We start from the raw sequence: 23,266 nt of genomic DNA, 5'->3' as shown, positions 1-23,266 counted from the left end.
AAAGCCTGGTTTGAATTCCCGGGGAAAGTGCGCCTCCCTGTAGTGCAGGGGGGCATCGGTGCGGCCGGCCGGTCGCGGGGCCGTAAACAACGTCGCCAGCTCTGGTCTTCCGGTCACTGGCGACGTGGTCAAGAAATGGTTTTCCGGCAGGGGCACGCTGCCCGTGGTGCCGGTCCGCAAGAGCCGGCGCCGATCGGGTGCCTAAAGCTTGAAGCGAGCTGCAGCCTGATACAAATCCCTAGCCAGCTCGTCGAGTTGGCGCACCTGCTCGAAGGCGGCTTCAACTGCGGCTTCGGACGATTCGACCATTTCGGAAATCCGCTCCACGTTCTGCGCGATGCTGGCGCTGGTTTCGCTCTGTTCACCTGCCGCATGGGCCACGTCGCGGGTCTTGTCGAGCGTGGTCGTGGCCCCGGCGCTGATTTCGCGTAGCGCCCCCGCCGCCTTCTCCGCCAGGTCGACACCGACGAGAACCTGATGGCGTACGGCTTCCATATGGGAGGCTGCCGTTCCGGTATCGCCCTGAATGGCATGGATCGTATTGGTAATGTCCTGTGTGGCCGCAGCGGTACGTTCGGCCAGCTTGCGCACTTCGTCCGCCACGACCGCGAATCCGCGTCCCTGTTCGCCAGCACGGGCCGCCTCAATGGCTGCATTGAGTGCCAACAGGTTGGTTTGATCGGCAATGTCACGGATCACTCCGCTCATGCTGTTGATCTCATGCGAGCGTTGGACGAGGTTTTGCACCACGCTGGTTGCCGCATCCATGTTGACCGAGATGCGCCGGATTTCGCTGGCCGCATCGACAGCCAGTTGTTCTCCATGGCAGGCCAGGGTAACCGCTGACTGGGAGTTGCCCTCGGTTTGGTGGGCGCTTTCCGAGATGTTTTCGACGCTGGCGCTCATCTCCTGGATGGCCGCCGCCGTTGAATTGGTTGCTTCGGTGGTCTGCCGCGTGCCGAGCCTGACGCGGTCCATGTGCTGCTTCAGGCTGCCCGACGATGCGGCCAGTTGTTCGGATGCGCTACGGAAGCGCCCAACCATCTGGCGTAACCCATCCTGCATGCTGCGCATCGAACCGAGCAGGCTGGAGTCCGCTCCGCGAACCTCGATTTCGCCTGTCAGGTCACCTGCGGCGACTGCTTCGGCAAGCCGCGAGGCGTAGGCAGGTTCGCCGCCGAGCTGGCCGAGAATGACACGTGACAAACGAAACGCGAGTATGCCGACGACCGCGATCACGCTGCTGCAAATGGTGAGGAAGAGGCTGATGTTCTGCCAGAACAGGGTGTTGATGTCGTCAACGTAGTCGGCGTAGCCAACCATCCAGTCCCAGGGTTCGAACTTGATCACGGCATACAGCTTGGGAACCTTTTCGGTGACGCCGGGGCGCGTGCCCTCGCCCATGAGGTAACCAATCCTCACGCCGCTCAAGGCGGCCCTGTATTGGTCGCCCTTGGCTTTGCCGTCCTTGTCGACGAAGCCAACCCGCTTCGGATTGGGGTGAATCTGGATCACGTCGTCGCTGAAGCCGCGTGCAAAAATATAGCGGTCATCCTTGTGAAAGCTGCCGAGTGTTTGTCGCGCCAGCTTCTGGGCATCTTCCCGATTGAATTCGCCGGCTTTCTCACGCTCATGAATCTTGGTCAGCGACGCATGGGCAAGTTCTGCGATATCCGACAGTTCTTTCCGCCGCTCGTCCATCATCATGCTCTTCAGCTCGTAGAGAGCCACCAGCGACAGCGATGCCAAACCAAGCATCGCTGCAATCACCAGCATCAGTATGCGGGTTCTTAATTTCATTGTTTCCCCTTGTTTGCTAATTTTTTTCGTATCACCCTTGAGGGCAATCGGTTTTGGTGTCCCTGGCGATTCTGACGGTCCTGTCAGAATCATTGCGCCGTGCAGCTTACACTGGAGCCGATATCGACGAAACAGAAGCCGATCCTGCCTGCGCGAATATTCTCCGCGATGCCTTTTTGCCTAGTGGGATGCTTCGTACGTACGAGAAGCCATGGGCGCCTGCAGGCAAAAGCAAGATAAAAAGCGTTCACAACATTTCGTCTGGTTTTCCGGCGATGCCAACAAGCGGAACGAATGCAGCGAAGAGATTATGTTGCCCATTGCTGTCGATCTGCCGTTAACAAAGGAGATCGACGCACCGATGGGTTGTCTTGGTTAGCGTGCTGCCGGCGTGACATGGCGGGGAGTGTTTAGTCGTTGTCGCCGGACCAACTGACCGCAGCGAGGAACAGGTAGCCGGCGCCATACACGGTCTTGATGAAGGCGGGGCTTTGCGGGTCGGGTTCGAGCTTGCGGCGCAGACGCGATATGCGGACATCGATGGCGCGGTCGGTCGGGGCGACATCGCGGCTGCCCATCAGTTTTTCGCGCTGCAGGATGCGGTTCGGATTGTTGACGAAAACGCGCAGAAGCTCCGATTCGGCGGTGCTCAGCGCGTGCTCCTCGCCGTTGGGGGCGATCAGCCGGTTGTTGCCGAGATTGAAGCGCCAGCCGCCGAATTCGGCAATCTGGCGGGCCGTTGTTTCGCTGCCCTCGCGGCGGCGGACGATGCTGCGCACGCGGGCGACCAGTTCGCGTGGCTCGAAGGGTTTGAGTACGTAATCGTCGGCGCCGAGTTCGAGGCCCATGACGCGGTCGCTGACATGGGCGCGGCCGGTGAGAATGAGGATGCCGCAGGCCGACTGCGCCTTGACCCGTTGCATGGCTTCGATGCCATCCATGTCGGGCAGGCCGAGGTCGATGATGCACAGGTCGGGCGCCAGCGTGCGCAGACGGCGCAGCAGGTCGCCGGCACTGCGGCACCAGACGGTACGGAAGCCAAAATCGCGCAGCACCTGCTCGATGATTTTGGCGACATCCGGATCGTCCTCGACGATGGCGATCAGCTTGGCGGAATCGGTCTCTTTCATGGTGTCTCACGTTGGGTGCGCAACAGCGCGCGGGCCAGATCCTGGCGTACGAAGGGCTTGGACAGGATGGGCAGGTCGCTGGCCGGGGCGGTGCCGGGTTCGTCGGTGTAGCCGCTCATCAGCACCACGCGCATGTCCGGCCGCCGGTCCAGCACGGCTTCGGCCAGTTGCCGGCCGTTGATGCCGCCCGGCATGATGACATCGCTGACGACGATGGCGATGTCGATGATCTGGTCGATCATCTCCAGCGCCTGCATACCGTCCTCGGCCTCGATGACCGGGTAGCCGAGGTCGATCAGCTGCTGGCGGACGACGCGGCGGACGTTCGGTTCGTCCTCGACGAGCAGGACAAGTTCGCCGCCGTGCGGTAAGGCATTCTCGTCACCGGCTGTATCGAAATCGCTTTCCGGTGCGGTCAGTGGCAGCGCCATCAGCACCGTGGTGCCCTGTCCTGGCTGGCTCTGGATCGAAATGCCGCCACCGGATTGCCGGGCAAACCCGTAGGCCATGGCCAGCCCCAGGCCACTGCCCAGGCCCAGGCGCTTGGTGGTGAAAAAGGGTTCGCAGGCACGGGCAAGCGTCGCAGCATCCATGCCGCAGCCGTTATCAGCGACCTCGATCAGCGCGTAATGCCCGGGCGTAAGATCGAATGCCGCCGCATCTGTGGACAGCTCGACGGCGCGGGCGGCGATATGCAGGCGCCCGCCATCGGGCATGGCATCGCGCGAATTGAGGGCGAAATTGAGCAGGGCGCTTTCCAGCTGTCCCGGATCGGCCAGCGCATGCACCGTGGCTCCGCTGAGATCGGTCGATACGGTTATCGATTCTGGCAGCGAGCGGCGGACCAACTTGGCTAGGCCGACGATCAGCTGCCCGATATCGACAGCCTGCGGTTCCAGCGGTTGTTGGCGCGAGAAGGTGAGCAGACGCTTGATCAGCTGAACGCCGCGCCGTGCCGATTGCAGCGCCGGGTCTACGAACTCGTTCACCGCGGCATCGTCGGGTCGGTGATCCTGCAGGGCGGCCAGGTTGCCGATGATGACGGTGAGTAGGTTGTTGAAGTCGTGGGCCAGGCCGCCGGTCAGCTGGCCGATGGCCTCCATTTTCTGGGCCTGGACGAGGGCTGCCTGCATGCGCTTCTGCTCGGTGATCTCGTGCGAGAAAACGAAGAAGCCCAGCGTTTCGCCTTCACTGCTGATTTCTGGAACCAGCGTGCTTTGCGCGAATACGGCTTGCCCCTGGCGTTGCATCTGGTATTCGTAGGTGACCTGCTGGCCGGACAGTGCGCGGCGCACCGAGTCCCGAACCTGTCCATAGACAGCCGGCCCGATCACGTCGAGTACCGCCCGCCCGGTGACGCCGCCCTCCGGGTGGCCATACCAGTCCGAATAGCCTTTGTTGGCGTAGCGGTACACCTCGTCCTTGTCGACGTAGCCGATGAGGATGGGGATGGTGTCGTTGATCAGGCGCAGGCGGGCTTCGCTGCGGCCGAGTGCGGCGGCGATGCGCTCGTTTTCCTCGTTGGCGCGGCGCAGGTTGGCGTTGGCATTCTCAAGCTGGGCGGTACGTCGGCGGACGCGCTCGTCGAGCTGGATGTTCTGGTGCTCGGTCAGGTGCTCGATGTAGCGCTGCTCGGTCACGTCGCTGTACAGCGTGACGAAGCCCCGGTCCGGCAGGGGTTCGCCGCGCAACTGCAGAACGCGGCCGTTTGGGCGCTGGCGCTCGGTGACGTGCTGCGAAAAATTGCGGGCAGCGGCGACCCGTTCGGCGATCTGGGCTTCGCGGTCGCCAGCACCGTACTCACCGCGTTCGGCGTTGTAGCGGATGAAGCTTTCGAAGGGGGCGCCGACGAAAGCAAGCGTATCGGGAAACTCGAGCAACTGCAGGAAAGTCCGGTTCCAGGCGACGAGCCGCAGATCGCCGTCGAATACGGTGATCCCCTGGTCGAGCAGGTCGAGCCCGGCCTGCAGCATGTCGTAGCGCAGGGGGGCGTTGGCGTGGGGGGCTTCGGGCAGCATCGGACGATTCTAGAGCAGGCGAATGGGGGGATTTTGCGGTGTAACGATTCGTTACATTCTGCCAATAGTTGCGCAAGAGTGTTTTGCGATTCTCCTCAAACAATAAAAGAACGGTTACGGGCGCACACCAAAAAAGCCTGAATCGGCAATAACTTGCATCACGAGAACAGCACACTCGGCAAGAAAACGTGAGGAGAATCCCGTGGTTAACCCGTACACCGTAGGGCTGGACCGGAATCCGGCCAACTATGTTCCGCTGTCGCCGCTGACCTTCATCGAACGGTCGGCCTTCATCTATCCGAAGCGCGTTTCCGTCATCCAAGGCGCCCGCCAGTACACCTGGAAAGAAAGTTACGACCGCGCCCGCCAGCTGGCTTCGGCCTTGAAAGGGCGCGGCATTGGCAAGGGCGATACCGTCGCCGTCATGCTGCCCAATACCGCCGCCATGTTCGAATGCCACTTTGGCGTGCCGATGGTCGGCGCCGTGCTCAATACCCTGAACACCCGCCTCGACGCCGAGGCCATCGCCTTCATGCTGGCCCACGGCGAAGCCAAGGTGCTGATCACCGATCTCGAGTTCTCCAAGGTCATCAAGGCCGCCCTCGAACTGCTCGAAGGGCCGAAGCCGCTGGTCATCGACAGCCTCGATCCGGACTACACCGAGGGCGAGAAGCTCGGCGAGAAGGACTACGAGGCTTTCCTCAACGAAGGTTCTCCGGATTTCGCATGGCAGCTGCCGGAAGACGAGTGGGACGCCATTGCCCTGAACTACACCTCGGGCACCACTGGTAACCCGAAGGGCGTCGTCTATCACCATCGCGGTGCCTATCTGAACTCGGCATCCAACATCATTTCCTGGGGCATGCCGCCGCACTCGGTCTATCTGTGGACCCTGCCGATGTTCCATTGCAACGGCTGGTGCTTCCCGTGGACGCTGGCCGCCAATGCCGGCACCAGCGTCTGTCTGCGCAAGGTCGATCCGGCCCTGATTTTCGGCCTGATCAAGGAGCACACCGTCACTCACATGTGCGGTGCCCCGATCGTGTACGGCATGATGATCAATGCTCCGGAAACGCTGCGTGCAGGCATCGAGCACACCGTCTATGGCCTGATCGCCGGTGCTGCCCCCCCGGCTGCGATTATCGAAGGTGCCCAGCGCATGGGCTTCAACATCACCCACGTCTATGGCCTGACCGAAACCTACGGCCCGGCTTCCGTCTGCGCCAAGCAGCCGGAATGGGACAAGCTGCCGATTGACCTGCAGGCCGCCCGCAACGGCCGCCAGGGCGTGCGCTACCACATGCAGGAGGCGATCACCGTGCTCGACCCGGTGAGCCTGGAGCCGGTGCCCTGGGATGGCGAGACGATGGGCGAGATCATGTTCCGCGGCAACCTCGTCATGAAGGGCTACCTGAAGAACGAGAAGGCCACCGAGGAGTCCTTTGCCGGCGGCTGGTTCCACACCGGCGACCTGGCGGTCGTCCATAGCGACGGCTACGTCAAGATCAAGGACCGCTCCAAGGACGTGATCATCTCCGGCGGCGAGAACATCTCGTCGCTTGAGGTCGAGGATGTGCTCTATCGCCACCCGGCTGTCATCGCCGCTGCCGTCGTTGCCAAGCCCGACGAGAAGTGGGGCGAAGTGCCGGCTGCCTTCATCGAACTGAAGGTCGATGCCGCCTGTACCGAGGCCGAGATCATCGAGCATTGTCGTGCCCACCTGGCGCGCTTCAAGGTACCCAAGCAGGTCGTCTTCGGCGAACTGCCCAAGACCTCGACCGGCAAGATTCAAAAGTACGTATTGCGTCAGCACGCCAATTCGGCGCTGGCCATCGAATGATCCTTGCGTTTTCCCTGCCGGGCCTTTTGCCGGCAGGGATCCTTTTTCCCCTCGCTGGGAGGAGACACACATGAAGATTCTGGTCCCTGTAAAACGGGTTATTGACTACAACGTGAAGGTACGTGTGAAGGCGGACGGGTCGGGTGTTGATCTGGCCAACGTCAAGATGAGCATGAACCCGTTCGACGAAATCGCCGTCGAAGAAGCCGTGCGCCTGAAAGAAGCCGGCATTGCCACGGAAGTCATCGCCGTCTCCTGCGGCGTTGCCGCCTGCCAGGAAACCCTGCGCACCGCCATGGCCATCGGAGCCGACCGCGGCACTCTCGTCGATTGTAGCGAACTGAGCGACGTCGACCTCCAGCCGCTGGCCGTCGCCAAGCTCTTGAAAGCCCTGTGCGACAAAGAGCAACCGCAACTCGTCATCTGCGGCAAGCAAGCCATCGACGACGACGCCAACCAGACCGGCCAAATGCTCGCCGCCCTGCAAAACTGGCCGCAAGCCACCTTCGCCTCCAAAGTCGTCCTGGCGGATGGAAAAGCCACCGTCACCCGCGAAATCGACGGCGGTCTCGAAACCCTGCAGATCACCCTGCCGGCCGTCGTTTCCACCGACCTGCGCCTGAACGAACCGCGCTACGCCACCCTGCCCAACATCATGAAAGCCAAGAAGAAGCCGCTCGACACCGTCAAGCCGGCCGACCTTGGCGTCGACGTCACCCCGCGCCTGACCACCCTCAAGGTCACCGAACCTGCCAAGCGCAGCGCCGGCGTCAAGGTCGCCGATGTGGCCGAACTGGTGAACAAGCTCAAGAACGAAGCCAAGGTGATCTGATCATGACCATTCTCGTTATTGCCGAACACGACAACGCCGCCCTCAAGGCCGCCACCCTCAACACCGTCGCTGCCGCCCAGAAGATCGGTGGCGACATCCACGTCCTCGTCGCCGGAACCGGCTGCGCAGCCGCCGCCCAACAAGCCGCCGGCCTGCAAGGCGTCGCCACGGTCAAGGTTGCCGATGCCGCCCACTACCAGAGCCAGACCGCCGAGAACCTCACCGCCCTGGTCATCGCCAACGCCGCCGGCTACAGCCACATCCTCGCCCCGGCCACCACCTTCGGCAAGAACCTTGCCCCGCGTGTCGCCGCCTTGCTCGATGTTGCCCAGATCTCCGAAATCACCGCTGTCGAATCGGCTGACACCTTCGTTCGCCCGATCTACGCCGGCAACGCCCTGGCCACCGTCAAGAGCGCCGATGCGGTGAAAGTCATCACCGTGCGCAGCACTGCCTTCGACGTCGTCGGCACCGGCGGCAGTGCCGCGGTCGAAAGCATTGCCGCGGCAGCCGATACCGCCCAGAGCACCCTGACCCACCGCGAACTCACCAAGTCCGAGCGTCCGGAACTCGGTGCCGCCAAGATCATCGTCTCCGGCGGTCGTGGACTGGGTAGCGGCGAGAACTACCACAAGCTGCTCGAACCGCTCGCCGACAAGCTCGGTGCTGCGCTGGGCGCTTCCCGTGCCGCCGTCGATGCCGGCTTCGTGCCCAACGACTACCAGGTCGGCCAGACCGGCAAGATCGTCGCCCCGCAGCTCTACATCGCGGTCGGCATCTCGGGTGCCATCCAGCACCTGGCCGGCATGAAGGACTCCAAGGTCATCGTCGCCATCAACAAGGACCCGGACGCCCCGATCTTCCAGATCGCCGATTACGGACTGGTCGCCGACCTGTTTGAAACTGTTCCCGCCCTCGTGGCAGCCGTCTAAACCAAGAACATCCAGGAGATAACCCGTATGAGTACCTACATCGCCCCGATCCGCGACATGCAGTTCGTTCTCAATGAAGTCGTCGGTCTCGAAGACATCTGCGCCCTGCCGGGCAACGAGGAATGCTCGGTCGAGCTGGTCGAATCCATCCTCGACGAAGCCTCCAAGTTCGCCACCGGCGTGCTCGACCCGATCAACAAGGTCGGCGACCAGACCGGTCACGTCTGCAAGGACGGCGTCGTGACCACCGCGCCGGGCTTCAAGGAAGCCTACAAGCTGTTCGCCGAAACCGGCTGGATGTCCATGCCCTTCTCGCCGGAATACGGCGGCCAGGGCCTGCCGGCCGTCGTGTCGATGGCCGTCAATGAAATGTGGAAGGGCGCCAACATGGCCTTCGGCCTGTGCCCGATGCTGACCGGCGGCGCCATCGAAGCCATCGCCCACCACGCGTCCGACGAACTGAAGCAGAAGTACCTGCCGAAGATGGTCGAAGGCACCTGGACCGGCACGATGAACCTGACCGAGCCGAACGCTGGTTCCGACCTCGCTGCGATTTCGTCCAAGGCCAAGCCGGTTGGCGACGGCACCTACCTGGTGAGCGGCACCAAGATCTTCATCACCTGGGGCGAGCATGACGTCGCCGAGAACATCATTCACCTCGTGCTGGCCCGCCTGCCGGATGCCCCGCCGGGACTGAAGGGTATTTCCCTGTTCCTGGTACCGAAGTTCCTGGTCAATGACGACGGCTCGCTCGGCGCCCGCAACGACCTGATCTGCGCCTCCATCGAACACAAGCTCGGCATCCACGGCAGCCCGACGGCCGTCATGTCCTACGGCGAGAAGGAAGGCGCCATCGGCTACCTGATCGGCGAAGAGAACAAGGGTGTCGGCTACATGTTCACGATGATGAACCATGCCCGCGTCAACGTCGGCCTGGAAGGCGTCGGCATCGCCGAGCGCGCCTACCAGCACGCCCTGTGGTACGCCCGTGAGCGCGTGCAGGGGGCCATCATCGGCGACAAGTCGGGCGAGAAGAAGACCATCCTGCACCATCCGGATGTCCGCCGCCTGCTGATGGACTGCAAGGCCCGCACCGAAGCCATGCGCACGCTGGCCTACTACGGCGCCGCCAACATCGACAAGGCGCATGCCGGCGACGCCGCCGCGCAGGCCCGCATCGACCTGCTGACCCCGGTGATCAAGGGCTGGAGCACCGAGCAGGGCGTCGAGCTGTCGTCGACCGCGCTGCAGGTCTTCGGTGGTGTCGGCTTCGTCGAGGAAACCGGCGCCGCCCAGTACTACCGCGATTCGCGGATCACCACCATCTACGAAGGGACGACCGCCATTCAGGCCAACGACCTGGTCGGCCGCAAGCTGGCCCGCGAGAAGGTGCCGGGTGCCGCGATGAAGACGCTGATCGCCGAGATGACGGTGACGGCTCAGGAACTCGAAGGCCACGCGCAACTGGGCAACATCGCTGCCAACCTGAAGGCCGCCATCGCCGCCCAGCAGAAGGCCGTCGACTGGATCCTCGCCAACTACGAAAGCGCGCCGCAGGCCGTGCATGCCGGCTCCGTGCCGTTCCTCAAGCAGACCGGCATCGTCGTCGGCGGCTGGCTGATGGCCAAGTCGGCAGCCATTGCCGCCCAGCATCTGGCCAACGGCAGCACCGACGATTTCTACAAGGCCAAGCTGGCTACCGCCGAGTACTTCGCCACCCACCAGCTGCCGTTCGCCGCTGCCTATGCCGCCGAAGTCACCGGCGGTGCAGCATCGACCCTCGGCCTGGCCGAAACCCTGTTCTAAGCCATGACCATGCGTACCGATCGCGATGCGATGGAATACGATGTCGTGATCGTCGGCGGCGGCCCTTCGGGGCTGTCGGCAGCGATCCGCATCAAGCAGCTGGCCGAGCAGAACGGCAAGGAAGTCTCCGTCTGCCTGCTGGAAAAAGGCTCGGAAATCGGCGCCCACATCCTGTCCGGCGCCGTGCTGGAACCGCATGCCCTGAACGAGCTGTTCCCGGACTGGCAGGAGCGTGGTGCGCCCCTGAACACGCCGGCCGGCGAGGACCGCTTCCTGTTCCTCACCGAAAGCGGTTCGTTCAAGCTGCCGACGCCGCCGCAGATGTCCAATCACGGCAACTACATCATCAGCCTGGGCAACCTGTGCCGCTGGCTGGGCGAGCAGGCCGAGGCGCTGGGCGTCGAGATCTATCCGGGTTTCGCCGCCGCCGAGGTGCTCTACCACGAGGACGGTTCGGTCAAGGGCGTCGCCACCGGCGACCTGGGGATCGGCAAGGACGGTCAGCCGGGACACAACTTCCAGCCGGGCATGGAACTGCATGCCCGCCAGACGATCTTCGCCGAAGGCTGCCGCGGTTCGCTGACCAAGGAATTGTGGGGCAGGTTCAACCTGCGCGACGGCGTCGATCCGCAGACCTACGGCATCGGCATCAAGGAACTGTGGGAAATCGACCCGGCCAAGCACCAGCCCGGCCTGATCGTGCATACCGTCGGTTGGCCGGTGGATTCGGCGACCTACGGCGGCTCCTTCCTCTACCACCTGGAGAACAACCTGGTGGCGGTGGGCTACGTCGTCGGCCTCGACTACAAGAACCCGTGGCTGTCGCCGTACGAGGAATTCCAGCGCTACAAGACGCATCCGGCCATCCGCGGCTTCTTCGAAGGCGGCCGGCGCATTTCCTACGGCGCCCGCGCGCTGTCGGAAGGCGGCTACCAGTCGGTGCCCAAGCTGCACTTCCCGGGCGGCGTGCTGGTCGGCGATACCGCCGGCTTCCTCAATGTGCCGAAGATCAAGGGCACGCACATGGCCATGGAGTCCGGCATCGTCGCTGCCAAGGCGGTGTTCGAGCACCTGTTCAAGGAAGGGGTTGGTGCCGAGGTCACGGCATACGGCGAGCAGATCAAGCAGAGCTGGCTGTGGGCCGAGCTGTACAAGGTCCGCAACATCCGCCCGGCCTTCAAGTGGGGCCTGTGGGGCGGGCTGGCCTACGGCGCCATCGACACCTATCTGTTCGGTGGCAAGGCGCCGTGGACGATGCGTCACCACGACGATCACAGCCAGCTGGGCGACAAGAACAGCTACCCGAAGATCACGTATCCGAAGCCGGACGGCAAGATCAGCTTCGACCGCCTGTCGTCGGTCTTCCTGTCGGCCACCAACCACGAGGAAAACCAGCAGTGCCATCTGCGCCTGAAGGATGAATCGGTCGCGATCTCGGTCAATTACGCCAAGTACGGTGCGCCGGAAACGCGCTATTGCCCGGCCGGCGTATACGAAATCCTCGGCGAGGAGGAAGGCAAGCCACGCCTGCAGATCAATGGCCAGAACTGCCTGCACTGCAAGACCTGCGACATCAAGGACCCGACCCAGAACATCAACTGGACGGTGCCCGAAGGTGGCGGCGGGCCGAACTATCCAAACATGTAGGACCCGACAGGGCGATTCCGGGGCATCCGGGTCGCCCCCGTCAAAACCAATAAAAGCAAGAGAACAGCAAACAACTTTCGTTCCCATTCATCGGAGTTTCGAGGAGGATTCATGTCTCAACAAAACATTCAGGCGAAAATTCGGAGCAATCCGAAATTCGCCGAACTGGTCGGCAAGCGCACGCGCTTCGCGATCATTCTTTCGCTGGTCGTGTTGGTGCCGTACTACAGCTTCATGATGATCACCGCCTTCAATCCCGGCCTGCTGGCAACGCCGCTGTCCGAAGGCAGCGTGATGACCTGGGGCTGGCCACTGGCTGCCCTGATGGTGGTCGGCGGCTGGCTGCTGACCGGCGTCTACATCAGCCGTGCCAACGGCGAATTCGACGACCTGAACCAGCAGATCCTGAAGGAGGCCCAGAAGTGAAGCGCTCCCTCATCGCCTTGTCTGCCGGCCTGCTGATCGCCGGCTTGGCCATTGCCGCACCGGGCGCCCTCGACGGCGTCCAGAAGCAACCGCTCAACGTCAGCGCCATCGCCATGTTCATGGTCTTTGTGATCGCCACCCTTGGCATCACCAAGTGGGCTGCCGGCCGCACCAAATCAACCGCCGACTTCTACACCGCCGGCGGCGGCATCACCGGCTTCCAGAACGGCCTGGCCATCGCCGGCGACTACATGTCGGCCGCGACCCTGCTCGGCCTGACCTCGCTGGTCTATGCCAAGGGCTTCGACGGCTTCATCTATACCGTCAGCTTCTTCATCGGCTGGCCGATCATCCTGTTCCTGATGGCGGAGCGCCTGCGCAACCTCGGCAAGTTCACCTTCGCCGACATCGCTTCCTACCGCCTCGACCAGAGCCGCATCCGCACCTTCGCCGCCTTCGGCTCGCTGACGGTCGTCTGCTTCTACCTGATCGTGCAGATGGTCGGTGCCGGCCAGTTGATCCAGCTGCTGTTCGGGCTGGAGTACAACATGGCCGTGGTCTGCGTCGGCATCCTGATGATGGTTTACGTCACCTTCGGCGGCATGGTCGCCACTACCTGGGTGCAGATCATCAAGGCCTGCCTGCTGCTCGGCGGCGGCACCGTGCTGATGCTGCTGGCCTTCAGCCAGTTCGGCTTCTCCTTCGAGAACCTGTTCGGTCAGGCTGTCGCCGCCCACAAGGCTGGCATCAAGATCATGGCGCCGGGTTCGCTGATGGCCGATCCGATCTCCGCCGTGTCGTTGTCGTTCGCGCTGCTCTTCGGCACCGCCGGCCTGCCGCACATCATGATGCGTTTCTTCACCGTGCCGAACGCCAAGGAAGCCCGTAAATCGGTGTTCTACGCCACCGGCTTCATCGGCTTCTTCTTCCTCGTGGTGATCATCCTCGGCATCTCGGCCATCGTCATCGTCGGCCAGAATCCGGCCTTCTTCGAAGGCGGCCAGGTTGGCGGCAAGCTGATCGGCGGCGGCAACATGCCGGTCATGCACCTGGCCAAGGCAGTCGGCGGCGACATCTTCCTCGGCTTCCTGTCTGCCGTGGCCTTCGCCACCATCCTCGCGGTGGTGTCCGGTCTGGCACTGGCCGGTGCCTCGGCCATCGCCCACGATCTCTACGCCCGTGTCATCAAGAAGGGCGAAGCGACCAGCGCACAGGAAATGAAGGTCACCAAGATCGCCTCGGTCGGCATCGGCCTCACTGCCATCGCCCTCGGCATCCTGTTCAAGGACCAGAACATCGCTTTCCTGGTCGCGCTGACCTTCGGCGTCGCCGCCTCGGTCAACTTCCCGGTGCTCATCCTGTCCATGTACTGGAAGGGCCTGACCACGCGTGGCGCTTTGTGGGGCGGCATTGCCGGCCTGGTTTCCGCCGTCGGCCTGGTCATCCTGTCGCCGGCCGTGTGGGTCAAGGTGCTGGGTAATGCCCAGGCCGTGTTCCCCTACGATCACCCGGCCATCATTTCGATGACCCTGGCCTTCGTCGTCACCTGGCTCGGTTCGGTTACCGACAAGAGCGCCCGTGCCGCCAAGGAAGCCGATGCTTTCGAAGAGCAGTACATCCGTGCCCAGACCGGGCTCGGTGCTGCCGGCGCCCACGCGCACTAAACGACTCTGCGGGAGAGACTTCGGAGAACAGCACCGTTGTCTCATACCTTTCGGGAGCCTTCGGGCTCCCTTTTTTTGTCCTGCCGTAGCATGTGAGAAATTTACAAAAATTATTATTCCGTAATTGCTTTTGTATTACGCTTGAAGGGGATCTATTACTAAAGTAATGCCGCAAAGGAGTCGGTGACATGAGCGAGATGGGACATAGCCGCTTGCCGGGCCTGCTCGGGAAACTGGGAAAGATGACCTCGATCCGCGATACCGAGCTGCTCGAGCAAAGCCTGTTGCGCACGCTCGGCCCTTTGCTCGGCGTGCTGGATACCTCGCTGTATCGCACCGATGAACGCCAAAACCTGGTCCGCGTAATCAATTACCACCGTTCCAAGATCGTGGAGCGGGAAGGTGAAGCCCGGATGGTCGAGCGGGTGGAGGAGGTGTCGCGCCTGGCCGATCTTTCACCGGATGTCGTTACGCTGACCGACAATGTTCGCCTGTTGGGAAAGCCCTGTACGCGCAAACTGGAGAACGGTTTGCTGGTGGCCTATCCGCTGTTAGGCGGCAACGAGGTCTGCGGCTATTTCGTGTTCCAGCGGGACCGTGAAGTGCAGGCGGCCGAGGACGCGATCATCCGGGGTGTGCTGGAGGTTTTTTCCAATTATTATGCACTGCTCGACGTCAGCCAGCGCGACCGCCTGACCGGCCTGTTCAATCGTCAGGCACTGGAAAACAGCTTTGATCGTATCTGGCGACTACTCGGACGCCCGGATCGCTACGAGGAGCGCCATGAAGGACGCCAGGAGGGGCGGCGCCATTCGCTCGGGGAGAATTATTGGCTGGCGGTGATCGATATCGATCACTTCAAGAAAATCAACGATAACTTCGGGCACATGGTCGGCGACGAAATCCTGTTGCTGGCTTCGCGGCTGATGAGTCAGACCTTCCGTGCATCCGACCTGTTGTATCGCTATGGCGGCGAGGAGTTTGTCGCCATCATCTCGGCCGACGATGCGTCGATTGCCAAGAGCGTGTTCGAGCGCCTGCGCCTGGCCATCGAGGCATACCGTTTTCCGCGCATCGAGATGCTGACGGTGAGCATCGGGTATTGCCAGGCGGCACCCGATATCCTGCCGGTTGAAGTGTTGAGCCGGGCGGACCGCAGCTTGTACCAGGCAAAGCAGGACGGACGCAACCGGGTGTACTGCTATCGCGACCTCGTCGAATCCGGCGTATTTGCAGAGCCGAGCTACATTGATGCGGAGTTCTTCTAGCCGAACGAATAGCGGTCAGTCGTGGGGTGCGCTCATGACTCACCCCGACAAGCGTGGCGGTTCGAACAGCGAATTGATCGTTACCCGCTTGATTGCCGGGTGATCCGGCACAGCGTACATCACGTCGACCATCATCTCCTCGAAGATGCCGCGCAGGCTGCGCGCCCCGGCTTTGTATTCCAAGGCCAGCTCGGCGATCTGCGCGAAAACCGCCGGTGCCACTTCCAGCGTCACGCCGTCGCTCGCCAGCATGGCCTGGAACTGCCGGTAGATGGCGTTCTTCGGCTCGGTCAGGATGCGCACCAGCATGTCCTTGGTCAGGTCGTGCAGGCGGGTGACGATGGGCAGGCGGCCGGCGAATTCCGGGATCAGGCCGAACTCGAGCAGGTCGGTCGGCTTGATGCGGGCGTTCAGGCGTTCGAGAATCTTCTGGTCGTCGCCGCTCTGCGTGGCAATGAAGCCGAAGGTGTGCGTCTTGGTCAGGATGTGGTCGAGCCCGACGAAGGCGCCGCCGCAGATAAACAGGATGTGCGTGGTGTCGATGTGCCGGCCGTCCTTGAGCTTGACCGGGGCGCCTTCCATGATCTTGAGCAGGGCGTGCTGCACGCTTTCGCCCGAAGTGGCGCGTGCCTGGCCGTCCACCGCTTTCAGCTTGTCCACCTCGTCGACGAAGACGATGCCGCGCTGGGCCTTGCCGATGTCGCCGCCGGCCCGGTCGAGCAGGCGGTGCAGGATGGCCTCGATCTCGTCGCCGACGAACTGCGTCTGGGCCAGCGACGTGGCGTCGGCAGTGACGAAGGGCAGGTCGAGGATGCGGGCCAGGGTTTCGCAGAGCAGCGTCTTGCCGGTGCCGGTCGGGCCGATGAGCAGGATATTGCTCTTGGTCAGTTCGACGCTGTCGGGTGTGCGACCGGCCATGCGCCGGAAATGGCCGTAGACGGCGACGGCGAGGGTTTTCTTGGCAGTTTCCTGGCCGATCACGTGCTCGTTCAGACGGGCGACGATTTCGCTGGGCTTGAGCGCAATGGACATCGGGGCATTCCTTGACGGTAATGCCCCGATGCTATGCCGGTTTGGGCCGGCGGGTAAAGACGCCGGCGCTTTTACATCACGCCTTTTCCGGCAGCTCGATCTTTACTTCGAGCACTTCATAGCGATCCTGCTTCTCCAGCGAGACGCGGATGTCGTCCGGATTGACCTTGACGTACTTGGAGATCACGGCAATCAGCTCGCGCTGCAGGTCGGGCAGGAAGTTCGGGGTGCTGCCGCCGCCGTCGCGTTCGTGGGCAATGATCAGCTGCAGGCGCTCCTTGGCGACCTGGGCCGTTTTGGGTTGGTTGCCGAACAGTTTCTGGAGCCAGGACATCTCACTTGCCTCCGAACAGGCGCTTCAGCAGGCCCGGCTTGACGTAATCGACGAAGCGCAGCGGCTGCTCCTCGCCGAGGAAGCGGGCGATCACATCGTGGTAGGCGGCAGCGGCGTCGGTATCCTTCTGGTGGATGACCGGCGAGCCCTGGTTCGAAGCCTGCAGCACTTCCTCGGATTCCGGGATGACACCGATGATGGGCACGCGCAGGATTTCCTGAATGTCCTTGTACGACAGCATTTCGCCGGCCTCGACGCGGGTCGGGTTGTAGCGGGTGATGAGCAGATGCTCCTTGACCGGCTCGCGGCCTTCGATGGCGCGCCGCGACTTGGCCTGCAGGATGCCGAGGATGCGGTCGGAGTCGCGTACCGACGAAACCTCCGGGTTGGTCACGACCAGCGCCTCGTCGGCGAAGGTCAGCGCCATCACGGCGCCGGATTCGATGCCGGCCGGCGAGTCGCAGACGATGTAGTCGAAGCCCTGGTGGGTCAGCTCCTTGAGGACCTTCTCGACGCCTTCCTCGGTCAGCGCGTCCTTGTCGCGCGTTTGCGAAGCAGGCAGCACGAACAGGTTGTCGCAATGCTTGTCCTTGATCAGCGCCTGGGTCAGCGTCGCTTCGCCGTTGATGACGTTGATCAGGTCATAGACGACGCGGCGCTCGCAACCCATGATCAGGTCGAGGTTGCGCAGGCCGACGTCGAAATCGATGACGGCCGTCTTGAAGCCGCGCTGCGCGAGGCCGGTGGAAAAGCTGGCGCTGGTGGTGGTCTTGCCGACCCCGCCCTTGCCGGAAGTCACGACGATGATACGGGTCACGTTGGGTTCTCGCTGGTGGGTTATTGGATTGGGATAATTTTACCTGAGCGCCAGGGGGGCAACGTTCAGTCGTAGATCGGCGTCGTCGCCGACCAGGGAAACGGTTGCCGGCTGGCGGGCCAGTTCGGCCGGAACGCCGGCCTCGAAGGTGCGGTACAGGCCGGCCACGGAGACCAGTTCGGCCTCCAGGCTGGTGGTGAAGATGCGTGCCGTCTTGTCGCCGCTGGCTCCGGCCAGGGCGCGGCCGCGCAACGGCGCATAGACGTGGATGTTGCCGTCGGCGATCACCTCGGCCCCGGCACTGACCATGGCGGTGACGATCAGGTCGCTGCCCTTGGCGTAGAAACGCTGGCCGGAGCGCAGCGGCTTGTCGAGGGTGACGGTGCGCGGTGCCGGCTCCTGTACGGGAACCGGGGCAACGGCTGGTGTCGGCGGGGGCGGTGCCTCGACGGCGGGGGGCTGTGCGGGCTCGGTGGCCTTGGCCTTTTGCGGACGGCTCAGGGCGCTGGCGCTGATCGCCGGCAGGCCGGCCTGTTCGGCGGCGGCGGCTTGATCCGCGGGCAAGCCGAGGGTCGCCGCAGCGTGCAGGCCGGAAGCGCGCAACAGCTGCCGGATGGCTGCCCAGTCGGCCGTTGCCGGCAGGTGCTCGGCACCGCTGAAGTCGAGTACGGCGAGGTCGTTTTCGAAAAAATCCGGGCTGTTGCCGGTCAGTTCGGCCAGCGCGGCATGCAAAACGGCGATTTCGGTGGTGCGCACCTGCGCCTGGATGATCTTGAGCGCGGTGCCCTTGAATTGAATCGGTGAGTCTTTGGCCATGCCTGCTGCTTGTGCTGCGAAAGGAGGCAAATTATCCCACAGGCGTCGGGGGAGGTGTTTTCCTTACCCCAGCCATAGCTTGCGCCAGCCCTCGTGGCCGAGCTTTTCCATCGTCTCGATGTTGCGTTCGAAGATGTCGGCGGCGTCGGGGAAGGCCGCCACGGCGCGGTCGATACTGCTTTCGCGCAACAGGTGCAGCATCGGGTAGGGCGCGCGGTTGGTGTAGTTGGCCACGTCATCCGGCTCGCTGCCGGCGAACTCGTACTGCGGATGCAGGCTGGCGATCTGGAACACGCCGTCGTAGCCGTTGTTGCGGATCAGCGCCTCGGCCTCGGCCAGGAAAAAGTGATAGTCCAGGAAGTCGTTCATCACCTGCGGGTGAATGAGCAAGGTGGTGTCGAGTTCCTGTGGATCGGTGGCGGCCAGCAGGGCCAGTTCGTTGCCCAGTTCGGCCAGCAGTTCGTCGGCCGTTTCGGCGGCGGTCAGGGCGTAGCGGATCTGCTTCTTGACGAAGACGCTCTTGGCGAAGGGGCAGAGGTTGAGGCCGATCACCGCGCGTTCGAGCCATTGCCGGGTGGCGGCAAGGACCGGCTCGACGGCATCTTCGGCGCAAGGGAAAAGAACTTCGGACATGGCGGGGCTCGGCGCGTGATGGATGCCGGAGTCTAGCAGTTGGCCGGGTCTTCCGCGCGGGCGCGGGACAAGACAAAGCAGGTGCCGGAAAGACAAAACCCCGGCACTGGGCCGGGGTTTGCTCGGGATGCGCCTGCTTACTTGGTGGCGGGGGCCGGCGCGGCAGCCGGTGCGGGGGTAGCGGCCGGCTTGGCTTCGCCCTTCGGGCTGGCCTTCTCGGCCTTGGCCATCTTGTGGGTGTGCTTTTCATGCTTTTCGTGCGCGGCATGCTTCTCAGCCTTGAGCTCGGTCTTGGCGGCTTCAGCCTTCACCGGTTCGGCGGCCTTCGGGGCTTCGACCTTCTTGTCGGCAGCCGGAGCCGGGGTGGTCACCTTGGCGGCCGGAGCGGTGGTCGGGGCGGGAGCGGCGGCACCCTGGGCGAAGGAAGCGGAAGCGAAACCAGCGGCAACGGCCAGAGCGATGATGGTCTTGATCATTTTGAATCTCCTGAATGAGTTGGTTACTTCGTTTGTAGGTGCTGCGACATTGCAGCGCCTTGTGCCGAATAACGCGGCCTGTTGCCGTCCGGATGTCAGCGCGAATGTAAGGCTGTGTATCGCTTCGTGACCGAGATGTTTCCGGAGTTGTCTTGGTCTGGGCCGATTCGCGGCGAGGCGCGGTGCGGCGAGGTAAAATGATGGTTTTTCCAACGCGCCGCCGTCATGTCCGGCTGGCTTTTTTGCAGGAAACACGCCATGTTGCAGAAGCTTTCCACCTTCGCCGGCATCCAGGGCCCGGTTGTCACTATCGTGATGGACGGCTACGGCCTGCCCAAAACCGATGTCGGCAGCGCCATCGCCGCCGCCAAAAAGCCGACTCTCGACCGCCTGTTCGCCGATTACCCGAATATCCGCCTGCGCGCCCACGGTACGGCGGTCGGCATGCCGTCCGACGACGACATGGGCAATTCGGAAGTCGGCCACAACGCCATCGGCGCCGGACAGGTCTATGCGCAGGGCGCGGCATTGGTGTCGAACGCCATCACCTCCGGCGACATCTGGCAGGGCGAGGCCTGGCAGCAGATCGTTGCCGGTGCCAAGGCCGGTCGCGGCGTGATCCATTTCCTTGGCCTGTTCTCCGACGGCAACGTCCATAGCCATATCGACCACCTGAAGGCCATGGTCGTCCGCGCCAAGGAGGAGGGCGTCAAGACGGTGCGCATCCACGCCTTGCTCGATGGGCGCGACGTGCCGGAAACCAGCGCCCTGGACTACGTGGTGCCCTTCGAGGCTTTCCTGGGCGAGATCAGCGGGGACGGCTTCGATGCCCGCATCGCCTCCGGCGGCGGCCGCCAGTACATCACCATGGACCGCTACGACGCCAACTGGGCGATGGTCGACAAGGGCTGGAAGACCCACGTGCTCGGCCAGGGGGCGCAGTTCGCCAATGCCGCCGAGGCGGTCAACGGCCTGCGCGCCGCCCATCCGGGTACCATCGACCAGGACTTGCCGGAGTTCGTCATTGCCGACAACGGCCAGGCTATCGGTACCATCGAGGACGGCGATTCGGTTGTCTTGTTCAACTTCCGTGGCGACCGCGCCATCGAGATCACCCGTGCCTTCGTCGAGGCCAGCTTCGACAAGTTCGACCGCGTCCGCTTCCCGCAGGTGACCTACGCCGGCATGCTGCAATACGACGGCGACCTGCAACTGCCGAAGCGCTTCCTGGTCGCGCCGCCGGCGATCAAGGACACCTCGGGCGAATGGTTCAGCAAGTCGGGCATCGTCCAGTACGCCTGTTCGGAAACGCAGAAATTCGGTCACGTGACCTACTTCTGGAACGGCAACCGTTCCGGCAAATTCGACGGCGAAACCTGGGAGGAGGTGCCGAGCGACGTGGTGCCCTTCGAGCAGCGCCCGTGGATGAAGGCGGCCGAAATCGCCGACGCGATGATCGCCGCCATCCAGTCGGGCCAGTACAAGACCCTGCGCTGCAATTTCGCCAATGGCGACATGGTCGGCCACACCGGCAATTTCGATGCGGCGCGCATCGCCGTCGAGGCCGTCGACCTGTCGTTGGCCCGTGTGCTCAAGGCCATCGATGCGGCCGGTGGCGTGGCATTGATCACTGCCGACCACGGCAATGCCGACGAGATGTTCGAACTGGACAAGAAGACCAAGCAGCCCGCCCTGAACAAGGACGGCTCGTTCAAGGCGAAGACGGCGCATACGTTGAACCCGGTGCCGCTGATCCTCTACGACAATGTGTCCGGCGGCAAGCTGGGCCTGCAGCAGACCGAAACCTGCGGCCTGTCGAACATTGCCGCGACCATCGCCAACCTGCTGGGCTATGAGAAGCATGCCCGCTGGGACGACAGCGTGCTGCTGATCAAGTAAGGCGCCGCTCGGCGGGCGGCGGCGCGGCCATGAACGGAGCTTCAGAGCACGACCGGGCGGTGCACCTGCTGCGCCATCCGGTGGCTTTCGGGCTGCGGGTGCTCAAGGCCTTCATGGCCAATCAGGGCCTGCTGCTGGCCGGCGCGGTGGCTTACTACGCGCTGCTGTCGCTGGTGCCGTTGCTGATCCTGACCGTATTCGCGCTGTCGCACCTGGTCAGTGAGGCCGATCTCTTCGCGGTGCTCGGCCGTTATCTCGAATGGCTGGTGCCCAGCCAGTCGCAGGCAGTATTGGCCGACGTGTCGGCCTTCCTGAATAACGGCTTCGGCGTTGGCGTACTGTTGATCGGGACCATGATTTTCTTCAGTTCGCTGGCTTTCTCCGGGCTGGAGAAAGCGATGTGCATCATCTTCGCGCATCGCGGCCGCGAAAAGCCGCGCCATGCACTGGTATCGGCCATCCTGCCCTACTGCTTCGTGCTGCTGCTCGGCGTAAGCTTGCTGGCGGTCACGCTGGCCTCGGCCATGGTGCAGGCCGTGGCACGGGAAAGCATCGACCTGTTCGGCCGCAGCTGGAGCCTCGGCGGGCTTTCCGGCTTCCTGTTCTACGCGCTGGGCGTGCTGATCGAAACGCTGGTCCTGGCCGGCCTCTACCTGGTCATCCCGGTCGGCCGCACACGCCTGAGCCATGCGCTGATCGGCGGCTTCAGCGCCGCCATCCTGTGGGAAATCCTGCGCCACCTGCTGGTCTGGTATCTCGCCCATCTCTCCAAGGTCAGCGTCGTTTACGGCTCCTTGACGACAGCCGTCGTCGCGCTGTTCTCGATGGAACTGGCGGCCACCCTGCTGTTGCTCGGGGCGCAGGTGATCGCCGAATACGAGCAGTGGCAGAGGCCGTCGGACTGAGCGGACGGCGCTGTCGTCATGCAAACGGCTTGCGGCGGGCGAGTGGACGAATCCCGATAAGGGTTTATACGGTTGTAAGGCTGGGTCGATCGCGGGAAAATGCGCCCTTGGCTTCGCCGTGGCCAAGTTGAGCACGCGCGGGCAAGCCGATCACAACATACCGGATGAACAGCTCATGAAAAAGACGTTTTCCCTGATTCCCCTCGTTTTCGCCTTGGCTCTCGCCGCTTGCGGCAAGAAGGAAGAAGCGCCGGCCGCCGCCGCGCCTGCACCTGCCGCTGTTGCCAAGATCGTCGTCGGCCTCGACGACAACTTCCCGCCGATGGGTTTCCGCGACGAGAAGGGCGCGCTGGTCGGTTTCGACATCGACCTCGCTCGTGAAGCCGCCAAGCGCCTGGGTGCCGAAGTCGAGTTCAAGCCTATCGACTGGAATGCCAAGGAGGCCGAGCTGGGCGGCAAGCGCGTCGATGTGCTGTGGAACGGTCTGACCATCACCGAACCGCGCAAGGAAAAGATCGCTTTCACCACGCCGTATCTGGAAAACCGCCAGATCGTCATCGTTACCGCCAAGTCCGCGGTCAAGACCAAGGCCGATCTGGCCGGCAAGGTAATCGGCGTGCAGGAAGGTTCCAGCGCTGTCGAAGCCATCGCCAAGGATCCGGCCGGCAAGACGGTCAAGGAACTCAAGAAGTTCGGCGACAACGTCACCGCCTTGATGGACCTCACCACCGGCCGCCTCGACGCGCTGGTCGTCGATGAAGTCGTCGGTCGCTACTACACCGCCAAGAAGCCGGGCGAATACGCCATCCTCGACGAGCATTTCGGCACCGAGGAATACGGCGTCGGCGTGCGCAAGGACGATGCCGAACTGCTCGGCAAGATCCAGAAGGCCATGGACGAGATGAAAAAGGACGGCGCCGCCGCCCGTATCTCGAACCAGTGGTTCGGCAAGGATATCGTCAAGTAAGCAGCCGTTCCCGGCCGGCCCGCG

21 protein-coding genes are annotated in these 23,266 nt (G+C 63.2%); 12 read left to right on the top strand and 9 right to left on the bottom strand.

Annotated elements, in window-relative coordinates; translation table 11 throughout:
• Nucleotides 1–201 precede the first annotated feature (201 nt).
• Nucleotides 202–1,800: a methyl-accepting chemotaxis protein gene (locus AB6Q56_RS16640; protein ID WP_434514168.1), complete on the bottom strand. Its 1,599-nt coding sequence runs from the start codon at nt 1,798–1,800 to the stop codon at nt 202–204.
• A 211-nt stretch (nt 1,801–2,011) separates the two neighbouring features.
• Here AB6Q56_RS16640 and AB6Q56_RS16635 point away from each other — a divergent pair, with 211 nt between their 5' ends.
• Nucleotides 2,012–2,179 (top strand): hypothetical protein, encoded by a 168-nt coding sequence (locus AB6Q56_RS16635; protein WP_434514167.1) that lies wholly within the window; start codon nt 2,012–2,014, stop codon nt 2,177–2,179.
• Nucleotides 2,180–2,210: 31 nt separating this feature from the next.
• On the opposite strand, the gene AB6Q56_RS16630 is transcribed toward AB6Q56_RS16635, so the two are convergent.
• Together AB6Q56_RS16630 and AB6Q56_RS16625 are read right to left on the bottom strand one after the other, a co-directional pair.
• On the bottom strand, nt 2,211–2,930 hold the full coding sequence (locus AB6Q56_RS16630; RefSeq protein WP_434514166.1) for a response regulator transcription factor: 720 nt from the start codon (nt 2,928–2,930) through the stop codon (nt 2,211–2,213).
• Nucleotides 2,927–4,948 (bottom strand): PAS-domain containing protein, encoded by a 2,022-nt coding sequence (locus AB6Q56_RS16625; RefSeq protein ID WP_434514165.1) that lies wholly within the window; start codon nt 4,946–4,948, stop codon nt 2,927–2,929. Before AB6Q56_RS16625 ends, AB6Q56_RS16630 begins: the two co-directional genes overlap by 4 nt.
• A gap of 202 nt (nt 4,949–5,150) precedes the next feature.
• Between AB6Q56_RS16625 and AB6Q56_RS16620 the strand changes: the two genes are divergently transcribed.
• From AB6Q56_RS16620 to AB6Q56_RS16585, 8 genes are all read left to right on the top strand, one after another.
• Nucleotides 5,151–6,788 carry an acyl-CoA synthetase gene (locus AB6Q56_RS16620; protein ID WP_434514164.1) on the top strand — a complete coding sequence of 546 codons (1,638 nt, stop codon included), beginning with the start codon at nt 5,151–5,153 and terminating at the stop codon, nt 6,786–6,788.
• Between the two features lie 70 nt (nt 6,789–6,858).
• Nucleotides 6,859–7,620 (top strand): electron transfer flavoprotein subunit beta/FixA family protein, encoded by a 762-nt coding sequence (locus AB6Q56_RS16615; protein WP_434514163.1) that lies wholly within the window; start codon nt 6,859–6,861, stop codon nt 7,618–7,620.
• Nucleotides 7,621–7,622: 2 nt separating this feature from the next.
• Nucleotides 7,623–8,552 (top strand): electron transfer flavoprotein subunit alpha/FixB family protein, encoded by a 930-nt coding sequence (locus tag AB6Q56_RS16610; protein ID WP_434514162.1) that lies wholly within the window; start codon nt 7,623–7,625, stop codon nt 8,550–8,552.
• Between the two features lie 27 nt (nt 8,553–8,579).
• Nucleotides 8,580–10,358 (top strand): acyl-CoA dehydrogenase C-terminal domain-containing protein, encoded by a 1,779-nt coding sequence (locus AB6Q56_RS16605; RefSeq protein ID WP_434514161.1) that lies wholly within the window; start codon nt 8,580–8,582, stop codon nt 10,356–10,358.
• A 3-nt stretch (nt 10,359–10,361) separates the two neighbouring features.
• Nucleotides 10,362–12,005, top strand: a complete 1,644-nt coding sequence (locus AB6Q56_RS16600) for an electron transfer flavoprotein-ubiquinone oxidoreductase (protein ID WP_434514160.1) — start codon at nt 10,362–10,364, stop codon at nt 12,003–12,005.
• Between the two features lie 111 nt (nt 12,006–12,116).
• Entirely contained in the window at nt 12,117–12,431 is a 315-nt protein-coding gene (locus AB6Q56_RS16595) for a DUF485 domain-containing protein (protein ID WP_434514159.1), read from the top strand.
• Nucleotides 12,428–14,095 carry a cation acetate symporter gene (locus AB6Q56_RS16590; RefSeq protein ID WP_434514158.1) on the top strand — a complete coding sequence of 556 codons (1,668 nt, stop codon included), beginning with the start codon at nt 12,428–12,430 and terminating at the stop codon, nt 14,093–14,095. The genes AB6Q56_RS16595 and AB6Q56_RS16590 overlap by 4 nt, the downstream gene beginning before the upstream one ends.
• Nucleotides 14,096–14,283: 188 nt before the next feature.
• The gene (locus AB6Q56_RS16585) at nt 14,284–15,363 is read left to right on the top strand and encodes a GGDEF domain-containing protein (RefSeq protein WP_434514157.1); all 1,080 of its coding nucleotides are present in this window, start codon (nt 14,284–14,286) and stop codon (nt 15,361–15,363) included.
• A 39-nt stretch (nt 15,364–15,402) separates the two neighbouring features.
• On the opposite strand, the gene clpX is transcribed toward AB6Q56_RS16585, so the two are convergent.
• The 6 genes from clpX to AB6Q56_RS16555 all read right to left on the bottom strand — a co-directional run bounded on the left by clpX (nt 15,403) and on the right by AB6Q56_RS16555 (nt 19,471).
• Complete coding sequence (gene clpX, locus AB6Q56_RS16580; RefSeq protein WP_434514156.1) at nt 15,403–16,395, bottom strand: ATP-dependent Clp protease ATP-binding subunit ClpX; 993 nt, start codon at nt 16,393–16,395, stop codon at nt 15,403–15,405.
• Between the two features lie 76 nt (nt 16,396–16,471).
• The gene (gene minE, locus AB6Q56_RS16575) at nt 16,472–16,729 is read right to left on the bottom strand and encodes a cell division topological specificity factor MinE (RefSeq protein ID WP_295009197.1); all 258 of its coding nucleotides are present in this window, start codon (nt 16,727–16,729) and stop codon (nt 16,472–16,474) included.
• Nucleotide 16,730: 1 nt separating this feature from the next.
• A complete protein-coding gene (gene minD / locus AB6Q56_RS16570) occupies nt 16,731–17,546 on the bottom strand; it encodes a septum site-determining protein MinD (RefSeq protein WP_434514155.1) in 816 nt (271 codons plus the stop codon).
• Between the two features lie 39 nt (nt 17,547–17,585).
• The gene (gene minC, locus AB6Q56_RS16565; RefSeq protein ID WP_434514154.1) at nt 17,586–18,362 is read right to left on the bottom strand and encodes a septum site-determining protein MinC; all 777 of its coding nucleotides are present in this window, start codon (nt 18,360–18,362) and stop codon (nt 17,586–17,588) included.
• A gap of 63 nt (nt 18,363–18,425) precedes the next feature.
• Nucleotides 18,426–18,995, bottom strand: coding sequence for a DUF1415 domain-containing protein (locus AB6Q56_RS16560; RefSeq protein WP_434514153.1), 570 nt, complete (start codon nt 18,993–18,995; stop codon nt 18,426–18,428).
• 137 nt (nt 18,996–19,132) lie between these two features.
• Nucleotides 19,133–19,471 (bottom strand): amine oxidase, encoded by a 339-nt coding sequence (locus AB6Q56_RS16555; RefSeq protein ID WP_434514152.1) that lies wholly within the window; start codon nt 19,469–19,471, stop codon nt 19,133–19,135.
• A 258-nt stretch (nt 19,472–19,729) separates the two neighbouring features.
• Here AB6Q56_RS16555 and gpmI point away from each other — a divergent pair, with 258 nt between their 5' ends.
• From gpmI to AB6Q56_RS16540, 3 genes are all read left to right on the top strand, one after another.
• Complete coding sequence (gene gpmI, locus AB6Q56_RS16550) at nt 19,730–21,370, top strand: 2,3-bisphosphoglycerate-independent phosphoglycerate mutase (RefSeq protein WP_434514151.1); 1,641 nt, start codon at nt 19,730–19,732, stop codon at nt 21,368–21,370.
• A gap of 29 nt (nt 21,371–21,399) precedes the next feature.
• On the top strand, nt 21,400–22,275 hold the full coding sequence (locus AB6Q56_RS16545) for a YihY/virulence factor BrkB family protein (protein WP_434514150.1): 876 nt from the start codon (nt 21,400–21,402) through the stop codon (nt 22,273–22,275).
• Between the two features lie 175 nt (nt 22,276–22,450).
• Nucleotides 22,451–23,242: an amino acid ABC transporter substrate-binding protein gene (locus AB6Q56_RS16540; protein WP_434514149.1), complete on the top strand. Its 792-nt coding sequence runs from the start codon at nt 22,451–22,453 to the stop codon at nt 23,240–23,242.
• The last annotated feature ends 24 nt before the right edge of the window (nt 23,243–23,266 follow it).

Source organism: Dechloromonas sp. ARDL1, from assembly GCF_051122455.1.
Lineage (GTDB): Bacteria > Pseudomonadota > Gammaproteobacteria > Burkholderiales > Rhodocyclaceae > Azonexus.
Note: the sequence above shows the minus strand (reverse complement) of the source record. Positions and strands in the feature narration are given on the sequence as shown.